At 51.0% G+C, this 18,633-nt stretch carries 17 protein-coding genes and 1 pseudogene; 6 read left to right on the forward strand and 12 right to left on the reverse strand.

The genetic code is table 11. The annotated features are described in order from the left end of the window. The 6 genes from H5U36_03230 to H5U36_03255 all read left to right on the forward strand — a co-directional run. The coding region (locus H5U36_03230) for a hypothetical protein (protein ID MBC7217183.1) at window positions 1-642 on the forward strand (642 nt) is incomplete at its 5' end. Then, on the forward strand, window positions 639-1,757 hold the full coding sequence (locus H5U36_03235; protein ID MBC7217184.1) for a hypothetical protein: 1,119 nt from the start codon (window positions 639-641) through the stop codon (window positions 1,755-1,757). The genes H5U36_03230 and H5U36_03235, both read left to right, overlap by 4 nt. Next, window positions 1,758-3,887, forward strand: coding sequence for a hypothetical protein (locus H5U36_03240; protein MBC7217185.1), 2,130 nt, complete (start codon window positions 1,758-1,760; stop codon window positions 3,885-3,887). 12 nt (window positions 3,888-3,899) lie between these two features. Further along, on the forward strand, window positions 3,900-5,027 hold the full coding sequence (locus H5U36_03245; protein ID MBC7217186.1) for a hypothetical protein: 1,128 nt from the start codon (window positions 3,900-3,902) through the stop codon (window positions 5,025-5,027). Window positions 5,028-5,035: 8 nt separating this feature from the next. After that, window positions 5,036-5,818 carry an HAD-IIA family hydrolase gene (locus H5U36_03250; GenBank protein MBC7217187.1) on the forward strand — a complete coding sequence of 261 codons (783 nt, stop codon included), beginning with the start codon at window positions 5,036-5,038 and terminating at the stop codon, window positions 5,816-5,818. A gap of 6 nt (window positions 5,819-5,824) precedes the next feature. Further along, a complete protein-coding gene (locus H5U36_03255) occupies window positions 5,825-7,135 on the forward strand; it encodes a sn-glycerol-1-phosphate dehydrogenase (GenBank protein MBC7217188.1) in 1,311 nt (436 codons plus the stop codon). Here the strand turns inward: H5U36_03255 and H5U36_03260 are convergent. The 12 genes and pseudogenes from H5U36_03260 to H5U36_03315 all read right to left on the reverse strand — a co-directional run. Further along, complete coding sequence (locus H5U36_03260) at window positions 7,062-7,661, reverse strand: hypothetical protein (protein MBC7217189.1); 600 nt, start codon at window positions 7,659-7,661, stop codon at window positions 7,062-7,064. The two genes, H5U36_03255 and H5U36_03260, sit on opposite strands and share 74 nt — an antisense overlap. Further along, entirely contained in the window at window positions 7,658-8,926 is a 1,269-nt protein-coding gene (gene mtaB / locus H5U36_03265; GenBank protein ID MBC7217190.1) for a tRNA (N(6)-L-threonylcarbamoyladenosine(37)-C(2))-methylthiotransferase MtaB, read from the reverse strand. The genes H5U36_03260 and mtaB overlap by 4 nt, the downstream gene beginning before the upstream one ends. Further along, a pseudogene (locus H5U36_03270) lies at window positions 8,829-9,654 on the reverse strand (16S rRNA (uracil(1498)-N(3))-methyltransferase). The gene mtaB and the pseudogene H5U36_03270 overlap by 98 nt, the downstream one beginning before the upstream one ends. An 8-nt stretch (window positions 9,655-9,662) precedes the next feature. Beyond that, entirely contained in the window at window positions 9,663-10,817 is a 1,155-nt protein-coding gene (dnaJ, locus tag H5U36_03275; GenBank protein ID MBC7217191.1) for a molecular chaperone DnaJ, read from the reverse strand. 75 nt (window positions 10,818-10,892) lie between these two features. Next, on the reverse strand, window positions 10,893-12,791 hold the full coding sequence (gene dnaK / locus H5U36_03280; GenBank protein ID MBC7217192.1) for a molecular chaperone DnaK: 1,899 nt from the start codon (window positions 12,789-12,791) through the stop codon (window positions 10,893-10,895). Window positions 12,792-12,807: 16 nt separating this feature from the next. Then, on the reverse strand, window positions 12,808-13,395 hold the full coding sequence (locus tag H5U36_03285) for a nucleotide exchange factor GrpE (GenBank protein MBC7217193.1): 588 nt from the start codon (window positions 13,393-13,395) through the stop codon (window positions 12,808-12,810). A gap of 247 nt (window positions 13,396-13,642) precedes the next feature. Next, on the reverse strand, window positions 13,643-14,815 hold the full coding sequence (locus tag H5U36_03290) for an iron-containing alcohol dehydrogenase (GenBank protein ID MBC7217194.1): 1,173 nt from the start codon (window positions 14,813-14,815) through the stop codon (window positions 13,643-13,645). Window positions 14,816-14,844: 29 nt separating this feature from the next. Beyond that, the gene (locus H5U36_03295) at window positions 14,845-15,621 is read right to left on the reverse strand and encodes an SDR family oxidoreductase (protein MBC7217195.1); all 777 of its coding nucleotides are present in this window, start codon (window positions 15,619-15,621) and stop codon (window positions 14,845-14,847) included. A gap of 27 nt (window positions 15,622-15,648) precedes the next feature. Then, on the reverse strand, window positions 15,649-16,608 hold the full coding sequence (locus H5U36_03300; GenBank protein ID MBC7217196.1) for a zinc-binding dehydrogenase: 960 nt from the start codon (window positions 16,606-16,608) through the stop codon (window positions 15,649-15,651). Between the two features lie 14 nt (window positions 16,609-16,622). After that, window positions 16,623-17,444: a carbohydrate ABC transporter permease gene (locus H5U36_03305; protein ID MBC7217197.1), complete on the reverse strand. Its 822-nt coding sequence runs from the start codon at window positions 17,442-17,444 to the stop codon at window positions 16,623-16,625. A gap of 26 nt (window positions 17,445-17,470) precedes the next feature. After that, window positions 17,471-18,373 (reverse strand): sugar ABC transporter permease, encoded by a 903-nt coding sequence (locus H5U36_03310; GenBank protein ID MBC7217198.1) that lies wholly within the window; start codon window positions 18,371-18,373, stop codon window positions 17,471-17,473. Between the two features lie 73 nt (window positions 18,374-18,446). After that, a partial coding sequence (locus tag H5U36_03315; GenBank protein ID MBC7217199.1) for a hypothetical protein occupies window positions 18,447-18,633 on the reverse strand: 187 nt, incomplete at its 5' end.

Raw genomic sequence — 18,633 nt, forward strand, 5'->3', positions numbered from 1 at the left:
CACGTGGAGGATAAAAAGCAGGAGAAGTACCTGGTCAGTTTGCCTTCGGAATTCCTTGAGATTCAGGAGGGCGAGGAGGAGTACGCCTTAGCACCTCGGAAATCCTCCCGGGAAGTTCTGGAGTACCTGAAAAGTGCCTTTGCGGATACCTTCCGTAAAGAAGACGCCATGCTCCTTGAGGCATACAGGCATCGGGATTTCTTCTACCACTACGGGCGTTTCCGTTTTCGGGGGTTCTACGGGATTCTCCACCGTCTCTTCCCCATTGTCTTCATCATGCATGGTATTCCTGGTTTCCAGCCCATGACCTGGGATATGATTATTGGCGACCCGTACTTTGAGGACCGCAACTTTCTCGAGCTCTCCCAGCACTATCGGTGCGTTTTTTGGGGTCTTGAGGAAGCCTTTGAAAATGTGAAACTCCGGGTGGTCGAGAATGCAGCCCTTCGCATGCTCAACGATATTGTGCGGCGTGACGAGAATGGCGAGGGCTTCGCCCAGGCTTTTCGCGTTGCTTCTCGACTCGGCCTGGGATTCCTCAAGGACTTCTTCTGGCCGGCAACGCAGGCTACTGAGAAAACCGAATGGACGAAATTTCTCCGACCACCTGTGCCCTTTGTCCCCTGGAGTGAATCCTCATGATGCGAAGCTTAGATCGTCTGGGGCGTTACCTCTCCCTCCTTGAGGAGAGTTACGAGAATTTTCTCGAGGCGATGGAAGAAGCGGCGTGCCAGGCTCTCAGGGAAAGTACTCTTCCGGGGAGGTTTCTCTTCCTTCCTGATGAGGAAGGAAGAGACTTCCGCACCGACGGAGGGAGGAAGATTCCCGTTCTTGAAATTGGATATCCTGAGCATCGGAGGAACACCCTTGTTTTTGAGGCAACATGCCACGGTGGAGAGAAGGTGCACTCTCTCACTCTTTTTCTTGCTTTTCTTGCGCTGTGCCGAGAGGAAGCAGAACTTGCAAATGGTGCGTACAGCATTTTCCTGCCGGTAATAGATCCTGATGGGTGGCACAAGGAAACCCGAGCATACGTTGACCGGAGTGGAGAGGAAGTTCGCACTCCCGTCGTGGTGAGCGTCGGTCACATCCGGAATTTCTTTGGCTGGGAAGATGCCAATGCGGCTTTTGGACGGAAAACTGAGGTGCTTCGAGGAAGACGAATCAGGGCGCTGCAGAGGTATCTCCTCTCGCAACCTGGTGTCATTCGAGTGTACTCAAGCCTCCATGAAACGGTGACCATGGAGAGTGAGTACGTGTACAGGAACGCTGGTATTATGATATTCATCCATGAGCGTATCCCTTTCGAAGAACATGAGCGACTTGCCCGTTTGCGTTACCCCCTTGCACTGCATGAGAAGCTCGAGTTTCTCCTGCGACTTCGTCTCCCATTTCTCTCTCCGAAGTACCGGGGAGAAGTTCTCTTTCGGTACCCTTCGGTGCGGAAAACTCTGTACATCCGGAACTTCATTCGGAAGTCAGGTCTTCCAACCTTTCAGGATGCTTTCGAGGCTGCGTTCCGGGAAATACCTTTCTTTCTCGAGCGAGACCTCCCCGTCTTTGAGGGTATTTACCTTGTGGGACCTATTTTCCGGAGGGCGGGAATCGCTCTTGCACCGGATTTCTTTCAGTACTATACGGGATGTACAGGACGGACAATTGAAACCTTCGCCCAGAGAAGGGAACTCCGTATCCTCCAAGGCCTTGCCTTTGTTGAAGGAACACTTCGGGTTGAGGTGAAAGGGGAACAGTTCTGAATGAGGCTTGAAGAGATTTTCTTCGTGGAAATTCCTTCTCTCTTTGAAGAGGGTAGGAAGGTTGTAATTGGGTCGAAGGATTTTTTGCGGAAGCGTTACCAGAGGGCTTTTTTCTTCCTCAAAACCTCTGGGAACCCCTTCTTCCTCTATCGAGTTGTGAGTTTCTCTCCCGATGCAGAAACCCTGAACCGGGCAAGACAGTGCGAAGAGAATCTTCGGACGGAGTGGCAAAAAGAGTACGAGAGCGCTTTAGGTCGAGACATTTTGGCCCTTTTTCTTTTCGTTCTCCTCTCCTACGCCATCTGGAACATGGGATTCATCTTTCAAGCTGTGGATGCGCTCTTCATGCTTGCAGGGGATTACCTTAACCCTTACGCCCGAGTAGTTCTCATCCTTGCTCCCCTTATCTACGGGGTATACCGTAAGCTCCTCATAGGGGATACAATCTTTGCCAAAAGGAGAGCGTTCTCGTTTCTCGGGCTCTGGAGGTACCTTGAAAGGCCTCTGCAGGCTGATTTTGTGCGTGACTTGCAAAAGTTCATTGCCACCTCTACCAGTCCTGCAAGAGGAATTCTCGAGACACTCCTTCAGGCCGTACGGGATGGAGATGAGGAGAAGGCACGCCGTCTCGTGGGGGAACTTCGGAAAGTCCCCCTTCCCTTCAAGGAGAGAAGACAAGTTGATTCCCTGTGTGACGAACTTGAGGTTCTCCTTGCGGGGAATTTCTCCCCCCGGGTGTACCGGGTAGAGACAAGCGAAATCCTTACCTCCTTCTTTTCCTCTGAGGAGTACGAGAGTCTTGCTCTTGAAGTTCAGCGTCTTGCCCGAGAGCTTCCTCACTCGTCTCAGGCCCTTGCCGAGACACTTCTTCTCCTTGAGCAAACATTGTGCCGGGAAGTACGAGGAAAGGTTACCGATGAAATCCTCGAGCCAATTCTTGAGTACTATCAGGGTACAAGGATTGACCTCTTCTCTGGGAAGAGGAGCAGAGAAGTCGACGCTCCTTTTGGGAGGAGGAATCCTTTCCCCTCTCTTCCTGTGGCTATCTTTTTGGGGTTCGCTTCCCTTGCTCTGAGCCTTTTCCTTTTCAGTCTCCACCTTGTGGATGCAGAGGACTTCCTTGTTGTCCGGACCCTGAAGCCAGGGTGGCAAGGGTTTGTGGGGGAACGGCTTGAGGTCGTAGATGAGGGGATTTCTGTGGGTTCGAAGAAGCTCCTTCTTGCCACCCCAAGGCCCTTTGCTTTTGCCCATCGGGCAACCCGTAAACCTCAAACTGTGGATGCGCTTTTGCTCCTCCGTGAAGTCGCTCCTGCGCCTTCGGGAGATATCCTGGGAATGCTCCGGTACCTCTGGGACAAAGGAATGGCTTTCTTCAAGGAGGGATACGGGAATGACTTCGTGGTTCTCAGAGTCTCCTTTACCTTTAAAGTTACCGATCCCGAAAGGTGGAAGCAGTACGATTTTGACGGGAGAGGGAAAGAGCGATTGTCTCGTGATTTGGAAACCTACCTCCTGTCCTATATGGATAAGGTGCGAGACAAGTACCGTCAAACCCTGTTCGAGGAAGGCTACGAGGAGGCACGAACAAAACTTGAGGAAGTTTCAAAGAGCCGAACGTTTCGAGAGTGGGTTCGCCGTTTCCTGTACCCTTCTCCTCTTGATACGTACCGGGTGGGATCGGTGTACGATATGTACCTTATAGGTCTTGAGTGGTTGAAGCGCCATCCCCACATGGAGAATAACCCTGAATGGCAGACGTTTGTTGACCATGAAATTGCCCTGATTCGCGAGAAAATGCAAAAAGAACATGATGAACTCATCGCCAATCCTTTCCGTGTCCGGGAGATAGTGCGAAATCCGAACACACTGGCACTCTCTGAGTACCCTGGCCTTTACCAGACGCTTCTTTTCATGGCTGTCAATGAGGTGGTTACGGGTATGTTTCTTGAGGACCTGGAGAGAGAGGATTTCCGGAAAACCTTTGGGGAAGAAGCCCTGCAGCACCTCGAGGAAAACGGTGGCCTCTTTCCAAACATCGGCGTTGCCCTTCTTGAGGTTCGGGTGGTTCTTGCCAGGGTCTCATACCTGTACTACTTGCGATACCTTCAGAAACGACAAAACCTCTTGTAGGGAGAGAAAGAGATGGCTGTGGGTGGCGTACTCAGATTACTTGGAAGGTGGCTTTTTGGCTTTCTCCTTTTCCTTTTGTGTGTAGGCGTGTTTTCTCTTTTTGCCTCATGGCACTCCCTGCCCCCTAAAAGTGTTGCTATCGTGCGGGAAGTATGGGTACGGGAGGGATCGCTTTTTGGTCCCACTGCCTTACCCTTTCGGATTAGGGTGGTACGGAATGAGAAGCCTCATCCGGTGCGCTTTCTGATTCAACCCCCACCCTTTGGCATTGTAGAGGAAGTGCTGCCCCTCCAGGGGGAGGTATCTCTTACCTTCCGAGTTCCTCTCTGGCGGAAGGACACCGTCACTGGGAACCCTTACGATGGCAGTGTGGCCTTTGTGGGCGAGGTCGAGGTCAGCTGCGAAATTGCAGATTACGAGCGGTTTGCGAGAAGACTTGACCCTCTTCTTGCCCGGTACACCGGTCTTGGGCAGGTGGTGCCGTTGCCATCTCTTGTTGCCTCTGAGGAAGAACCCCTTTCCTTGAAGAAGCGGGAGGATCTCCTTCGGGAAATCTTTCGTCGAGACTTTGCACGGCGCATGCTTGAGGAGCTGGGAAAGGTTTCCCAGAGCCTCCAGTTCAAGTTGTACTTTGCCGGGAAAGTTCTTGAGGAAGTTCCTCAAGTTTCTCCCTCTGAGAAGAAAATCGCCATCTGGAAGCAGCTTGAACGATACCCCTGGTACAAGCTCGAGCCCCAGGAAATGGGGAAAATCGTCTCCCAGGATACACAGATTTTCGAAAGGATTATGACGTACCTTCGCAAGGAAGCAGAAAAGAGTGAAGACCTTGGGAAGCTCCGCGAAGAAATCGGACAGTACTTCTCCGAGTACATCGCTCATAACCCCCAGAGTTACTCCCAGGAACTCTGGGATTACGCAATTGCCAAAATCACTGAGACCGCTTCCTTCGAGCTCAAGCCTGAAACAATCCGGTTCCTTACTTACGAATACTTCCACGGACGTCCTGCTCTTCTTGAAAACCTCCTGCAGAGCGAGGATTACACTGAAACTCTTGCGGCCCAGTACGGTGTTACCATAAAGCACCTGAAGGTTAGTCTTCTCGAAGACTTAGCTTCTCGGTACCCGGAGCTTTTCCGATGAGAAGAGAAATGCTGCAGAGCATCAGGGTTTTTCTCTCGGATATGGATGGGACGTTTTACTTAGGGAATCGGCTTCTTCCGGGAGCTTTGCAGTTCACGGAGCTTTTGGAAGAACAGGGAAAGAGGCTCTACTTTCTCACCAACAATTCTTCTCACCGTGCTGCATTCTATGCCGAAAAGCTCCGCCTCCTTGGCCTTAAGGACTGCACACCGGAGCATATCATCACTTCCACGGACTCCTGTATTTTCCACCTCCAGAGAATTTGCCCGGGAGCTCGGATTTTTCTCCTTGCCAGCCGGGAAGTGGCCATAGATTTCCTGCGAGGGGGATTCGTCGTGGTTGAGGAGAACCCTGACGCCGTTGTGCTCTGCTTTGACAAAACTCTCACCTACCGGAAGCTGGCGAAAGTCTGTCTCTTTCTCCGAAGAGGTGTTCCCTTCTTTGCCACCCATCCTGATCTCAACTGCCCCACGGAAGACGGCGAGCTCATCGATGCGGGGTCCATCATTGAGGCGATAAAGGCTTCAACCGGGCGAACACCTCGCTACTTTGGTAAGCCGTATCCGGAAATGGTCGAGTACGCCCTCTGGCGGACAGGGGCAAGGCGGGAAGAACTCGCCATCCTGGGAGACCGGTTGTACACGGATATCGCCATGGGGCAGAAGGCGGGTATCACGACCATTCTTCTCCTCACAGGAGAGACAAAGAGAGAGGACCTTGAGCATTCTCCTTGGAAACCTGATTTTGTATTCTCTTCCCTTGAAGAACTCGCGCAGAACCTTAAGAGGTGAGAAGCAATGCAGGATGTATGCGCCCTTCTGGGAAAAACCTTTCAGTGCCAATGCGGAAAAGTGCACCGTATCAGGACACAAAGGATTCTCGTCGGTGAGGATGTCATCCCGAGGATACCCTCTGTCCTCCGGGACCTTAACCTCAGGGGTAAGGCCCTTGTGCTCTTTGACGAAACCACATACGAAGTGGCAGGTAAGGAGGTCATGCGTGTCCTTGAAAGCTCCTCTTTTTCGATTCTCCCCGGTCTCTTGAAAAAAGACGGGCCCTTTCCCTTCCTTGAACCCGATGAGGGAGCACGAAGCCAAATCGGTGAGTACCTCTTCAAGCAGCCTGATTTTCTCGTTGCCGTTGGATCAGGGGTTATCAACGACCTTGCGAAATTTGTGGCGCATCGGGTTGGCATCCCTTACGTTGCCGTTGCCACGGCTCCCTCTATGGATGGGTATGTTTCCCCTGGAGCACCGATGCTTGTTGGGGGGTATAAGGTAACCTACGACGCAACACCCCCTCTTGCGCTCTTTGCCGATATTGGAGTTCTCTCTGCCGCTCCCCTTCCTCTTGTTCAGGCTGGCTTTGCGGATCTTGTGGGAAAGATTACCGCCAATGCGGATTGGGTGATTCGCCGGGTCCTCTTCGGAGAGGACTTTTGTGAACCTCTTTGGGAGAACACCGCTTCGTTTCTGAGAGACCTCGGATTCTATGCGGAAGGCATAGCAAGGCGGGACAAGGAGGCAGTGACAGTTCTCATCTGGGCACTCGTGTGGTCAGGACTGGGCATGGAAATGATTGGGGATTCCCGTCCTGCCTCTGGAGGGGAGCACCTTGTTGCGCATTACCTTGAGATGATGGCCCTCCACCGGGGGCTCCATCCGTCGCTCCATGGTCTCAGGGTGGGAGTGGCAACCTGCATCGTCTGGAGGCTCTTCCAGCTTTTCTTTGAGAAAGCCAGGGAGGGCCTACGGTGTATTCCCCAAAACCACTTTGACTGGGACACCCTCAAGGTGCACTTTGGTCCGCTCTTCCCCTTTGTGGAGGAAGAAGCCCGGAAGAAGGAGAACCTCTCTTGGCCTGAGGTTAACCCCCTTCTCCTTCAAGGAGCAGTCGAGGATAAGCTTTCTCTTTTTAACCCCTTTGAGCTCCTCAGACGTGCGGGGATTCCTACAAACTTCAGAGAATTGGGATTCCCGGGAAAGATGGTCCGGGATGCTTTCCTCTGGGCCCGCTTCCTTCGAAGTCGGGTGACTATTCTTGACCTCCTTGCACATTGCGGAGTTCTTGAGGAACTACTCGACCGAGCCCTTCAGGAAATCGAATGACACAGGAGGGGCACTCTTCTTCGGTCTTTTTCTTCTTAGAAGGAGCCTTTTTCCAGATACCGAGACCCTCTTCCTGTGCTTTCTCCTGCATGCTCAGGAGGTACCCAAGGAGATTGCGCCCCGCGGTTTTTTCGTCAAGAGTTACGAGTCCCTCGCAGAGGAGTACCGCGTTCACAATACAGGGTTCCTCTTCATCCTGTGCAAGGTAGAGGTAACCAACCCAGGGGCTTTTCTCAGGCGAAAAACCTAAGGCAAAATCAAAACCCGCCTCTTTTCCTTCCACGAGTTCGCGCAGCCGAGAAAGCGCCTGGCGGTAAATTTCGGGGTTTTCAAGGGGGGCCTGGATACCTGCGAGTTTCACCCTCACCTTTTCAACCTTGCCTCCCTTTTCTACTGCGGCAACGACAAGGTTGGGTCGCACGCATTTTACGATGCGAATTTCAAGGAGTTCTTCTCTCCCCAGGGCCTGAAAAAGGGGGACCATAAGGAAAAGGAGCATCCAAAGGAAAATACTGTACCGCCTCATCTTTTGATCAACCTCCCTCTAACATAGGTATCCCGGGCTTCCTCTACGAGAACAGACACAATCTCTCGTATCTCGTTGCTGGAGATGCCCTGCACACGGACAGGTATGTAGTTTTCCGAGTGGCCAAGCCCTGTATTTTCTTCAACGGATTCGATGAGGACGTGGAGTTCTTTTCCAAGGAAGTGCCTGTGGTACTCTTCTGAGAGTTTCCTACCAATTTCAAGGAGGCGCTGGACCCTTCGCTGCTTTTCCGATTTCGGGACACCTGACGTTTTCTCCCATTCAAAAGCTACCGTTCCGGGCCGGGCGGAGAAGGCAAAAACGTGCATCCTGGCAAATCCAACCTCCCGGCAAAAACGCACCGTTTCCTCGAAATCCTCTTCGGTTTCACCGGGGAATCCCATGATGATATCAGTCGTGATGGCCACCTGGGGACACAGGGAACGGATTGTTGCCACAAGGTCAGCGTAGGCTCTTGTGGTGTACTCCCGTCTCATTCGTGCCAGTACTCTGTCGCTTCCACTCTGGAGGGGGAGATGGAGATGGGGGCATACTCTGGTACCGAGAGCAAAGTACCGGGTGATGAAGTCCTCTGAGAGGAGATAGGGTTCAAGGGAACTGAGACGAAAGCGAACGTTTTCCGTTCTTGCTACGAGGAATTCTATAAGGTCGATGAGGGTCCCCTCTTTCGTATCTCTTCCAAAGTATCCAAGGTTTGTTCCGCAGAGGACAATTTCCCGAATGCCCTTCTGCACAAGATGGTGGATCTCGCTCAGGATCTCTTCGAATTTTCGACTCTTTACTCCTTCCCGAAGGTATGGGACAAGACAGAAGCTACAGAAGTGGTCACACCCTTCTTCAACCTTTACCCAGGCCCGGGCTCGAGGTGGGTGAGGGAAAGGTGGAAGCTCAAGGGGTATGCCGAACCGCTCTTCAAGGAACCGGCAGACTTCCTTCTCCTTCTCTCTGGCGGGAAGGATGACAACCTTTTCTCCCAAGGGATTACCATTCCTGTGGTTCCAGAGCTTCGCACAGCAGCCTATGAGGATTACGGAAGCTTTGGGATTTCTACGTGCAGCTCTACGGACGTACTGGCGGGTTTTGCGCTCCGCTTCTTCAGTCACTGCACAGCTATTTACAATGTAGCAGTCAGCGACTTCGTCAAAGTCAACTACCGTGAGCCCTGCCCTTTCGAAAGCCGCAATGAGGAGATCGCTTTCGGCCTGGTTCACCTTGCATCCAAGGGTTTTGATGCTCACCCGCATAATTTTTCCTCCAGGAAAGAAGAAAGGAGCGCAGCTCCAACCAGGGCTGCGGTTTCACTTCGAAGTATCTTTCTCCCCAAAGATACGGGTCTTGCTCCCAAAGCAGAGAGATCCCCCTTCTCTTTTTCCGTTAAATCCCCTTCAGGACCTATTATAAGGCCAAGAAGACATCGGATATCTCCCTTTTTCAGGGTTCTGAGGAGATTTTCTTCTCCCGAAGGATCGGCCAAGAATAGCGTTCCCCCCTTGGCAGCAGAGAGCGTCGAGAGGAATTCCTCCCAGGAGGTGAACACCTGCACCACAGGAAACCATACCCTTCCCGATTGCTTGCAAGCATTAATGACAATTCGCTGGAGACGCTGCATTTTCTCTTCAGAGATTCTCTCTCTCACTGACCTTTCCGCAGGAAAAAGGCCAATTTTTGTAACCCCTATTTCTGCGAGTTTCTCCACAAGCCAGTCCATTCTCGTGGGACTCTTCAGGAAACTTTGCCAGATGAAAAGGGGATAAGGGGGATCTTCCTCCCTCACTTTTTCCACAACGAGCACAAATGCGCCTTCTCTTTCCCTCCCCTGCAGGATTCCCCGGTAGAGTTTTCCCTTTCCGTCACCCACCAGGATATCCTTCTGTGGGGCAATCCGCTGGACTTCAAGGTGATGCGCCTCCTCCGGGGGGAGGAGGATGACTTTTCCAGGCTGAGGATCGGGATGGAAGAAGAACCGGCCCATTGATGTTTTTACTCTTCAGGATGGATAAAGGCCTCACGCAGCCGATCAAAGAAGTTCCCCTTACGTGTCTCACCCGGGGTTTCTCCTCGTTCAATTTCAAGGAGCCGCTCAAGAATCCTCCGGTGTTCCCCTGTGACAGTTCTCGGCACATAGAGCCGCACCCGAAGTATCTGGTCTCCTCGTGTCCCTGTCCGGGGGTCAGGAAGACCCCTTCCTCGAAGGCGCAAAAGAGTCCCACTCTCTGTACCAGGAGGAATGCGGACTTTTTCACTCCCCTGGAGAGTGGGAACTTCGACCTCATCTCCCAAGACGAGCTGCGCATAGGTCAGGACAAGGTCGTAGTAGAGGTCTTGGCCTTTCCGCTCGAGGAATCGATGAGGCTTAACTTTTACAAGGACGTAGAGATCTCCAGGGGGACCCCCGTTTTCTCCGGCTCCTCCCTCGCCAGAAACCCGAAGGCGATACCCCGTGTCCACTCCCGGGGGGATTTTGATCTTCATCTTCCGTTCTCTCTGTACTTTTCCTCGACCTCGGCATGTTGGACACGTATCTTCGATCACCCATCCCCGACCCTGGCAGTAGGGGCAAGGACGAGAGGTAACGATGGACCCAAAAAATGAGGTCTGAGTGTGACGTATCTCTCCCGTACCGTGGCAGTTGCCGCAGGTAACCTTCCTCCTCCCTCCAATTCCCCGGCAATCCGGGCACTCTTCAAGACGCCGGAAGGTAACCTCCTTTTCCGTCCCAAAGGCTGCCTCCTCGAACTCAAGGGTCAGCTCTACGGTAACGTCTTCGCCACGTACGGGACGTGCTGCCCTTTCTCTCCGGCGAGTTTGGGTACCGGATCCGAAGAAAAAGTCGAAAATATCCCCGAATCCTGTGAATTCCCGGAAGAGGTCAAAATCTGGGCCAAAGCCACCGTAACCTGCCTGGGCTTCCCCTCCAAAGGCGGCATGCCCAAAACGGTCATACATGGCCCGCTTTTCAGGGTCTGAGAGGACCTGATATGCTTCGTTGATTTCCTTGAACTTTTCAGCAGCCTCCTTATCACCGGGGTTCACATCAGGGTGATACTGGCGAGCGAGGCGGCGATACGCTCTTTTGATTTCCTCCTGCGTTGCGTTTCGATCGACCCCAAGGATTTCATAGTAATCCCGCTTCATCGTCCTACCCACCCTGGAAAGGCAGTATGGTAAAAAAGAAAGCCCCATATCCTCGAGGATATGGGGCTTTGAGGACTACTTCCCTTCATCGTCCACTACCCGGTAATCGGCGTCAACGACGTTGTCCTGCTTCCCTTGGGAGGAGTACCCACTTGATGTACCCCCTTGCGCAGCTTTCTGGTAGAGCTCCTGCGCCATAGCGTGCGATGCCGACTGGAGGTCATCCATTCTGCGGCGGATTTCAGCCACATCGGTTCCTTTGAGCGCTTCCTTGAGGGCATTGAGTGCGCTCTCAACTCTTGAGCGTACACCTGATGAGAGTCTGTCTCCGGACTCCCGGAGGGTTTTTTCCACCGTGTAGATGAGGTTGTCTGCCTGGTTGCGGAGTTCGGCTTCCTCTCTCTTGCGACGGTCCTCCTCGGCATAGAGTTCGGCCTCTCGAATCATTCGATCGATTTCCTCTTTGGTCAAGCCGCTTGAAGCCTTTATGGTAATGGCCTGTTCTTTCCCGGTGGCAAGGTCCTTAGCCGATACGTGGAGGATTCCATCGGCATCGATGTCGAACTTCACCTCGATTTGCGGTACCCCTCGAGGTGCCGGTGGAATACCGGTGAGCTGGAAACGACCCAGGGAGAAGTTGTCCTTAGCCATAGGCCGTTCTCCTTGGAGCACGTGGATTTCCACAGTTGTCTGGTTATCTGCCGCGGTTGTGAAAATCTGACTCCTTGAAACCGGGATAGTGGTGTTCCGTTCGATGATTTTGGTAAAGACTCCGCCGAGCGTTTCGATACCCAGGGAAAGGGGTGTAACGTCAAGAAGGAGAACGTCCTTTACTTCTCCCTTGAGGACTCCAGCCTGAATTGCAGCACCCATGGCTACGACCTCATCGGGGTTCACGCCTCGACGAGGTTCCTTCTTGAAGATTTTTTCCACAATTTCCTGTACTTTGGGCATCCGGGTCATGCCACCGACGAGGATGACTGCGTCAATGTCCTCGGGTTTCAGACCTGCGTCACGGAGAGCTTGCTCGCATGGTCCGATGGTCCGCTCGATAAGGTCGATGGTCAGCTGTTCGAGCTTTGCCCGAGTGATGGTCATGACAAGGTGTTTCGGACCGGTAGCATCAGCGGTGATGAAGGGTAGATTGATTTCGGTCTGCAAGGCTGTGGAGAGCTCGCACTTGGCTTTTTCTGCTGCTTCTTTCAGGCGCTGCAAGGCCATCTGGTCTCCTCGGAGGTCAATTCCTGTGTCCTTGCGGAATTCCTCGATGATGTAGTCCATGAGTCGGCGGTCGAAGTCGTCCCCACCGAGGAAAGTATCACCAGCAGTGGCTTTCACCTCGAAGACACCATCGCCGATTTCAAGAATGGAAATATCGAAAGTGCCCCCACCAAGGTCGTACACCGCAATGATTTCCTCTTTCCCTTTTCCGAGGCCATAGGCTAAAGCTGCTGCAGTAGGCTCGTTGATGATGCGCTTCACATCAAGACCGGCGATTTTTCCTGCGTCTTTTGTTGCCTGTCTCTGGCTGTCGTTGAAGTACGCGGGAACAGTGATGACTGCTTCCTGAATTTTTTCGCCCAAGTACTCTTCGGCATCTTCCTTGAGTTTACGGAGAATCATGGCTGAGATTTCTGGAGGAGTGTAAATGCGGTCCCCTACCTTAACGCATGCCTCTCCATGCTTTCCAGGGACGATTTCGTAAGGAAGAACTCTCCGCGCTTTTTCGACCTCAGGATCATCGTAGCGACGACCCATGAGCCGTTTAATGGAAAAGATGGTATTTTTGGGGTTTGTGATGGCCTGTCTTTTAGCAAGTTGCCCTACGAGAATTTCCCCCTGCTTTGTGAACGCCACAACAGAGGGTGTGAGGCGGGACCCCTCTTTGTTGGGAATTACAACGGGCTGTCCCCCTTCAAGGTATGCCACGACAGAGTTTGTCGTTCCAAGGTCTATACCGATGACTTTGGGCATTCTCCTCAACCTCCTTTCACGCCATCTTATCCTGAGGAATTCGGTTGACTTTTACCTGCGCCGGGCGCAGGACTTCGTCGTGATAGAGGTACCCTCTCCGCACCTCCTCAATAATCTCGAAATCTTCCCGTTCCGGTAGGGAAACCGTAGCCACTGCTTCATGGTACTTTGGATCGAATTTCTGATTTTTTGTCTCGATGGGTTGCACTCCCTCCTTCTCAAGAACGCTCAAAAGCTTCCGGTATATGAGTTCTACCCCTTGCAGGAACGCTGCATTGACCTCGTTCTTTTGACCCTCAAGAAGCGCCTTCTCAAAGTCATCGAGTACAGGGAGAATCTTCAGAATGAGATCCCGGTTAGCCGATTTCACAAATTGCTGTCGATAGAGCATTTCCCGTTTCCTGAAGTTGTCGAAATCTGCTTTGACTCGCTTGAGGTCGTTCAGGTATTCGCTGATGAGCTGCTCCTTCTCGGAAACCTTTCGTTTCTCTTCTTCCAGAGCAACTTTGAGTCTTTCAACTTCTTCTTGGAGCGATGGTTGCGCTTCCTGGCTTACCTCTTGGCTCCCATTTGCTGCATGGGCGAGTTCTTCTCTTCTCTCCATTCGGGCACCCCCTTTCTTTTACCTTCTTAGACTATTCACAGTTTACTGAGGCGCCCCCTTTTTGTCAAGTAAGGTCAAAAATTTTTTGAGAAAAAAAGAAAGCTCCTCCCTCGAGGAAGGAGCTTTGGGGAAAGCGTTCCATCACACTATGTAGGGACCAATGAGCTGCTTTGCAAGGAGAACGTTCCTAAAGTTTGCTGCTTTTTGGTTCTGTCTTCACCTCATCCCGTGGAATTGGGGTAAGTCATCAGTAGCAGTCCTTACAAATTTTGAGAATATCATCTTTCCCTACCCTTCGTGGATGCGCTTCTATGTCCCAGAAGTAGGCCTTCAAGGCAGCATTAGCCACCCCCTCGATATCACTTTCCTTTAATCCTAGGTCTCTGAATCGGAGTTCCAAACCTATGCATCTCAGCAAATTTCTTACAAGCTCTAAGGCCCTCTCGGCTCTTGTCCACAGTGGTAGGGATCTAAAAGAGGGTTCTATAGTTTCCGCCACTCTCCCCAGTTTTTCGATAATTGCGATGAATGTAAAAGCCAGAACTTCCGGGAGACACGCCGCTACTGTCTCACCATGAGCCGCTCCAGTAAGCCCTCCTACCGCTTGTCCTAGAGCGTGAGGTAGACAGGGACCTACATTTGCGATTGCTATTCCAGCTAGTGTGCTCGCCCATAGCATCTTGGACCTTGCGCTCTCGTCTATTCCGTTTGAGAAAGCCACAGGTAAAGCCCAAAAGATTAGCTTCATAGCCTCTAGAGCTATTAACTCGGAATAGTAATTGGATTTTACGTTTATATAGGATTCTATAGCGTGTGCAAAGGCATCTACTCCGGTCGAAGCAGTAAGTCTTGGGGGCATGGAGACAGTAAGAGTTGGGTCCACCAAAGCCACCTTGGGGAAAATCTTATCACTGACGATTGTCCCTTTTTCCCGGACTAGTGGATTAGTGAATACAGCGTAAGGAGTGACCTCTGAACCAGTTCCAGCTGTTGAGGGAACAGCTATGATTGGCAAAGTGTCTACTATTGTCCTCTGACCCGTCTCCCTCCTTTTAACATAGTCCCAACACTCTCCCGCATTCTTAGCAACAACAGCAACTCCCTTGGCAACGTCAATTGTACTGCCTCCACCCACTCCTACGACTACATTGCACCCCTCTTGCCTCGCTATCTCTGATGCCCTATCCACGCAGGAACAAGGAGGATTAGGAGGAATGTCGCTGTACTTTACCACTCCTATACCCTTTTCCTTCAGGAGGGAAGCTATTTCTTCCCCCAAGCCTTTGTTGTCCAAGGCAGGATCAATAACCAAAAAGCATGTGTTCCCGAATTCCCTAACATATTCACCAATCTGTGCTGCTACACCTTTTCCGAACACGATTCTTGTGGGAATGTACCAAACCATGTAACTAAGTTCCACGGGTACCCTCCCTCCCATTGCGGGGTAGCTCAGTGAGGTCGCATGCCACCACAAACCGATATAGACTGTGCCGTAACGTAACTAGCGTCGTCACTACAGAGGAAGGCCACCACCCTAGCAATATCATCAACGTTACCAACCCTCCCCAAGGGGGCGGAAGAAGCCGTTTCCTGAAACTGCTCCTCAGGGGACTTCCCCGTGTATCTCGCAAATCCTTCCCGTGTCTCTCTCCACATGTCTGTGTCAACACAGCCAGGGCATACGGCATTTACGTTAATGCCATACTTTCCAACTTCGAGTGCAAGAGCCTGGGTGAAACCTATCACCCCGAATTTGCTAGCAGAGTAACTCAGCATGCACTGAACCCCCACCAACCCAGCGGCTGAACCAAAGTTAACAATCTTGCCACACCTCTTAGGTATCATCCTCTTACAGGCTTCCTTACAGCAAAGAAAGGTACCGGTTAAGTTAACGTCAATAACCCTATTCCAAGACGCTACGTCTTCGTCAAGGATCGAGGCAACTCTTTGAATACCAGCAGCATTCACTAATATGTCAACCTCACCAAGCTTCTGATCTACCTCGAGAAAAGCCTTTCTTACTTCTTCAGGGGATGAGACGTCCACCCTGATACTAAGTGCCTTACTCCCTAGGCTGCTTATCTCGTTAGCAACAGAAATAGCATGTTCCTCGAGTATGTCAAAGATAGCTACCGATGCTCCCTCTTTCGCAAGAAGCAAAGCAACTGCTTTCCCCATGCCCCTTCCACCTCCTGTTACTACCGCCACTTTGCCGTCAAACCTCATTGCTACTACCTCCTCTCAAGGCCTGCTTTAAGGCTTTATTGCTATCTTAATGACATCCTCCCGTCCTTCCCGTAGCAGCGAGAAGGCATCTCTGATTCGTTCCAGAGAGAACCAGTGAGTTACTAAAGGTCTAAGTTTTAGTCTTCCAGTCTTCCAGAGAGACAGCACTTTCTCAAGGGTTTCTCTCGAGTAAGCCCACTTGTAGCCCGTAGTTAGCAGGCATGCTCGTTTGAAGTGGAGAGTAAGAAAGTCAAAAGAAACAGGATAAACGCACGCTCCGAATATACCGATAACACCTTGCTGCTTTACCAACAGAGGACAGAGCGCAAGCATTGAGGGAACACCAGTGCACTCTAGTACAGTTTCTACGCCATTGTTCCTCGTGAGTCTGTTAATCTCTTCAACTGGATCTTGCAGTCGAGAGTTAATCACGATATTGGCCCCGAACTGGATAGCCATATCAAGTTTTTTAGTGCTCCGAGAGACAACAATCGTTCTTGCTGCCCCTGAGGCTGCTGACAGCTGGGTTGCTATTAATCCTGCTGTTCCTTGACCAAGTATGAGAACCTCTCTCCCAAGAGAAACGCATTGGTCTACCAGTGCAAAAACACAACTCGATATTTCAAGCAACGAAGCTTCAGAAAAGTCCATGTCATCAGGAATCTTAACGGCATCCTCAGGCCTCACATTTACGTACTCAGCGAAGGTTCCCCCAAACCAGGAGCGAATGGCCACTCTATCACCCACTGCAAACTCGCGAATACCTTCTCCAACTTCAACTACGACTCCAGCGCCCTCGTGCCCCAGAACACAGGGAAAAGGAGTAGCTCCAGGATGCAAACCATCAAGTATATGGAGGTCAGTTTGATTGCAAATGGTGGCTACTTCAACCTTAACAAGCAAGCTTCCTTCTTCCACTTTAGGTACATCAACCTCGCAAATCTCGAGCCTTCCTTTCTCTATAACGAAGACCTTTTTCATTTTCATCTCTCCAACCCCCCTTAGAACTTTAATCCGCTTTTGACAACCCCTTCAACGAAGTACCTCTGGAGAGTAAAGAATAGTACTAAAACGGGTATTACCGCTATGGCACACAAAGCCATCAGCAAATTCCACTCCACAAATCGCTCGTACTTAAACAATGCGATTGCAGGTTGAATGGTACGGATTGCATTACCACCAATTACAAGAGGCCATAAGAGCTCATTCCACCTCCATATGAACATGAACACTACTATAACCGCTAAGGGGGGTAAGGAAAGGGGCAACATAACTCGCCATAGTATCCCGAGCTCAGAGCAACCATCAATACGTGCTGCATCCAAAAGATCATCTGGGATTGTTTTAAAGTGTTGCCTCAGCAGAAAAATGCCAAACGGCTCCACTACTCGGGGGATCACTAAGCCTTGCAGAGTTCCAACCCACCTCATTCTAAGCAACAGGCCAAAGAGTGGAACAATTACAGCCTCGATAGGAATCATTACTGCTGCAAGGACAAGCATAAACAGTAGAGAATCACCCTTAAAACGGTATTTGGCAAAGCCGAAAGCTGCCAAGAGGCTAATGGGAACATAAAGGGCAATGCATCCTCCTGTGTAAAGGCTGGAATTGATGAGGGCTCTTATGAAATTGCTCCTTTCAAAAGCCTCTCTAAAGTTACTGAGGTGAAGCTCTCTGGGAATGAGAGTGGGAGGCCACGTATAAACCTCTCGTAAGGGCTTCAGAGAGCTACTGAACATCCAGAAAAAGGGGAAAACAGTACTTACAGATAGCACTACGAGGATCCAATACCTACAGACTGTGTAAGCACGGGAAGAGCGCATTTCGACATGACCCCCCATACTCATATCTACTCTCCTGCTTCTATCCTTCCGATGAACCTGAATTGCAAGAGAGTAATGACTAAAATGATTAGAAAGAGGATAAAAGCACTTGCGCAAGCCTTCCCCATTTGGAAAGCAACAAAAGCAACTTTGTAGAAATACATCATATAGATCAGCGTTGCTCTTCCAGGTCCACCTTGAGTGAGCACATACACCAGATCAAACGTTCTAAAGGCGTAAATCAGTGCCATGGTGAGAACAAAAAAGGTCACCGGCCACAGAAGGGGAAGGGTAATGAACCTCAATCTTTGCCATTCGGTTGCCCCATCAATGGCTGCTGCTTCATGGTATTCTCTGGGAATTCCCTGAAGTCCAGCCAAAAAGATAACCGTGTTCCAGCCATATCCATACCAAATAGCTACTAGGAAAGTCGACCAGGGTGCTAACCTTAAGTCAGACAACCAACCCTTTGGGGTCAGCCCCAAAAGTGTTAGAAAATAGTTAGCAATGCCGTAGTCCGTGGAATACATATATCTCCAGACCATACCAATAGCCACCAAGGAGGTAAAGGCAGGAAAGAAGATAAGACTCCTGAAGAAACCCTTCAGGGGAAAGTCCCCATTCAAGAGGAGAGCTGACACGAGAGCAAGCAAAAGGTTAAGGGGAACGGTTACCAAAACAAAGCGGAAGGTGAAACTCAAGGCATCCCAGAAAGCAGGATCCTGAAGGATTTCTGAATAGTTCCTGAACCCTACAAACACAGGGACCTCTAAAACATCCCACTTACATAGGCCGAGAATGAAGGCTCTAGCCACAGGATAGAAGGTGAAGACCGCCAACAAAAGGAGGGCGGGGGTGACAAATGCATAGGGAGCAAGTCTTCTTCGCGTTTTCCACCAATGAGCCGCTACTGGAAAGTGATACACCATGAATTAATGACCCCCCCTTTCAAAACCAGCTGGACCACTCCTAAGGCATGCCTTAGGAGTGGTCCAGTGATTCTCACTCTTCTAAGAGTCTTTCCAGATCTTTTTCTAGCTTGGCTACTGCCTCTTCTATGGATATCTCTCCCAGGAGCCCAGGAGCTATGTCCTCTGCATAGGCTGCCTGCATGGCAGCATAATTTTTGAGCTTGTATTGGATTGGGATAATCTCCGGGATTTGAGCATATTGCTCAATGGCCACTTTC

The sequence above is a fragment of the Candidatus Caldatribacterium sp. genome, assembly GCA_014359405.1.
In the GTDB taxonomy this organism is placed as follows: domain Bacteria; phylum Atribacterota; class Atribacteria; order Atribacterales; family Caldatribacteriaceae; genus Caldatribacterium; species Caldatribacterium oleiphilum.

Bases quoted from the DNA above. Each gene is read 5' to 3' on its own strand.
- H5U36_03255 (MBC7217188.1), top strand. From the start codon at position 5,825: ATGCAGGATGTATGCGCCCTTCTGGGAAAAACCTTTCAGTGCCAATGC.
- H5U36_03235 (MBC7217184.1), top strand. From the start codon at position 639: ATGATGCGAAGCTTAGATCGTCTGGGGCGTTACCTCTCCCTCCTTGAG.
- H5U36_03310 (MBC7217198.1), bottom strand. From the start codon at position 18,373: ATGGTGTATCACTTTCCAGTAGCGGCTCATTGGTGGAAAACGCGAAGA.
- H5U36_03240 (MBC7217185.1), top strand. From the start codon at position 1,758: ATGAGGCTTGAAGAGATTTTCTTCGTGGAAATTCCTTCTCTCTTTGAA.
- H5U36_03245 (MBC7217186.1), top strand. From the start codon at position 3,900: ATGGCTGTGGGTGGCGTACTCAGATTACTTGGAAGGTGGCTTTTTGGC.
- dnaK (MBC7217192.1), bottom strand. From the start codon at position 12,791: ATGCCCAAAGTCATCGGTATAGACCTTGGAACGACAAACTCTGTCGTG.
- dnaJ (MBC7217191.1), bottom strand. From the start codon at position 10,817: ATGAAGCGGGATTACTATGAAATCCTTGGGGTCGATCGAAACGCAACG.
- H5U36_03300 (MBC7217196.1), bottom strand. From the start codon at position 16,608: ATGAAAATGAAAAAGGTCTTCGTTATAGAGAAAGGAAGGCTCGAGATT.
- H5U36_03260 (MBC7217189.1), bottom strand. From the start codon at position 7,661: ATGAGGCGGTACAGTATTTTCCTTTGGATGCTCCTTTTCCTTATGGTC.
- H5U36_03295 (MBC7217195.1), bottom strand. From the start codon at position 15,621: ATGAGGTTTGACGGCAAAGTGGCGGTAGTAACAGGAGGTGGAAGGGGC.
- mtaB (MBC7217190.1), bottom strand. From the start codon at position 8,926: ATGCGGGTGAGCATCAAAACCCTTGGATGCAAGGTGAACCAGGCCGAA.
- H5U36_03285 (MBC7217193.1), bottom strand. From the start codon at position 13,395: ATGGAGAGAAGAGAAGAACTCGCCCATGCAGCAAATGGGAGCCAAGAG.
- H5U36_03305 (MBC7217197.1), bottom strand. From the start codon at position 17,444: ATGCGCTCTTCCCGTGCTTACACAGTCTGTAGGTATTGGATCCTCGTA.
- H5U36_03250 (MBC7217187.1), top strand. From the start codon at position 5,036: ATGCTGCAGAGCATCAGGGTTTTTCTCTCGGATATGGATGGGACGTTT.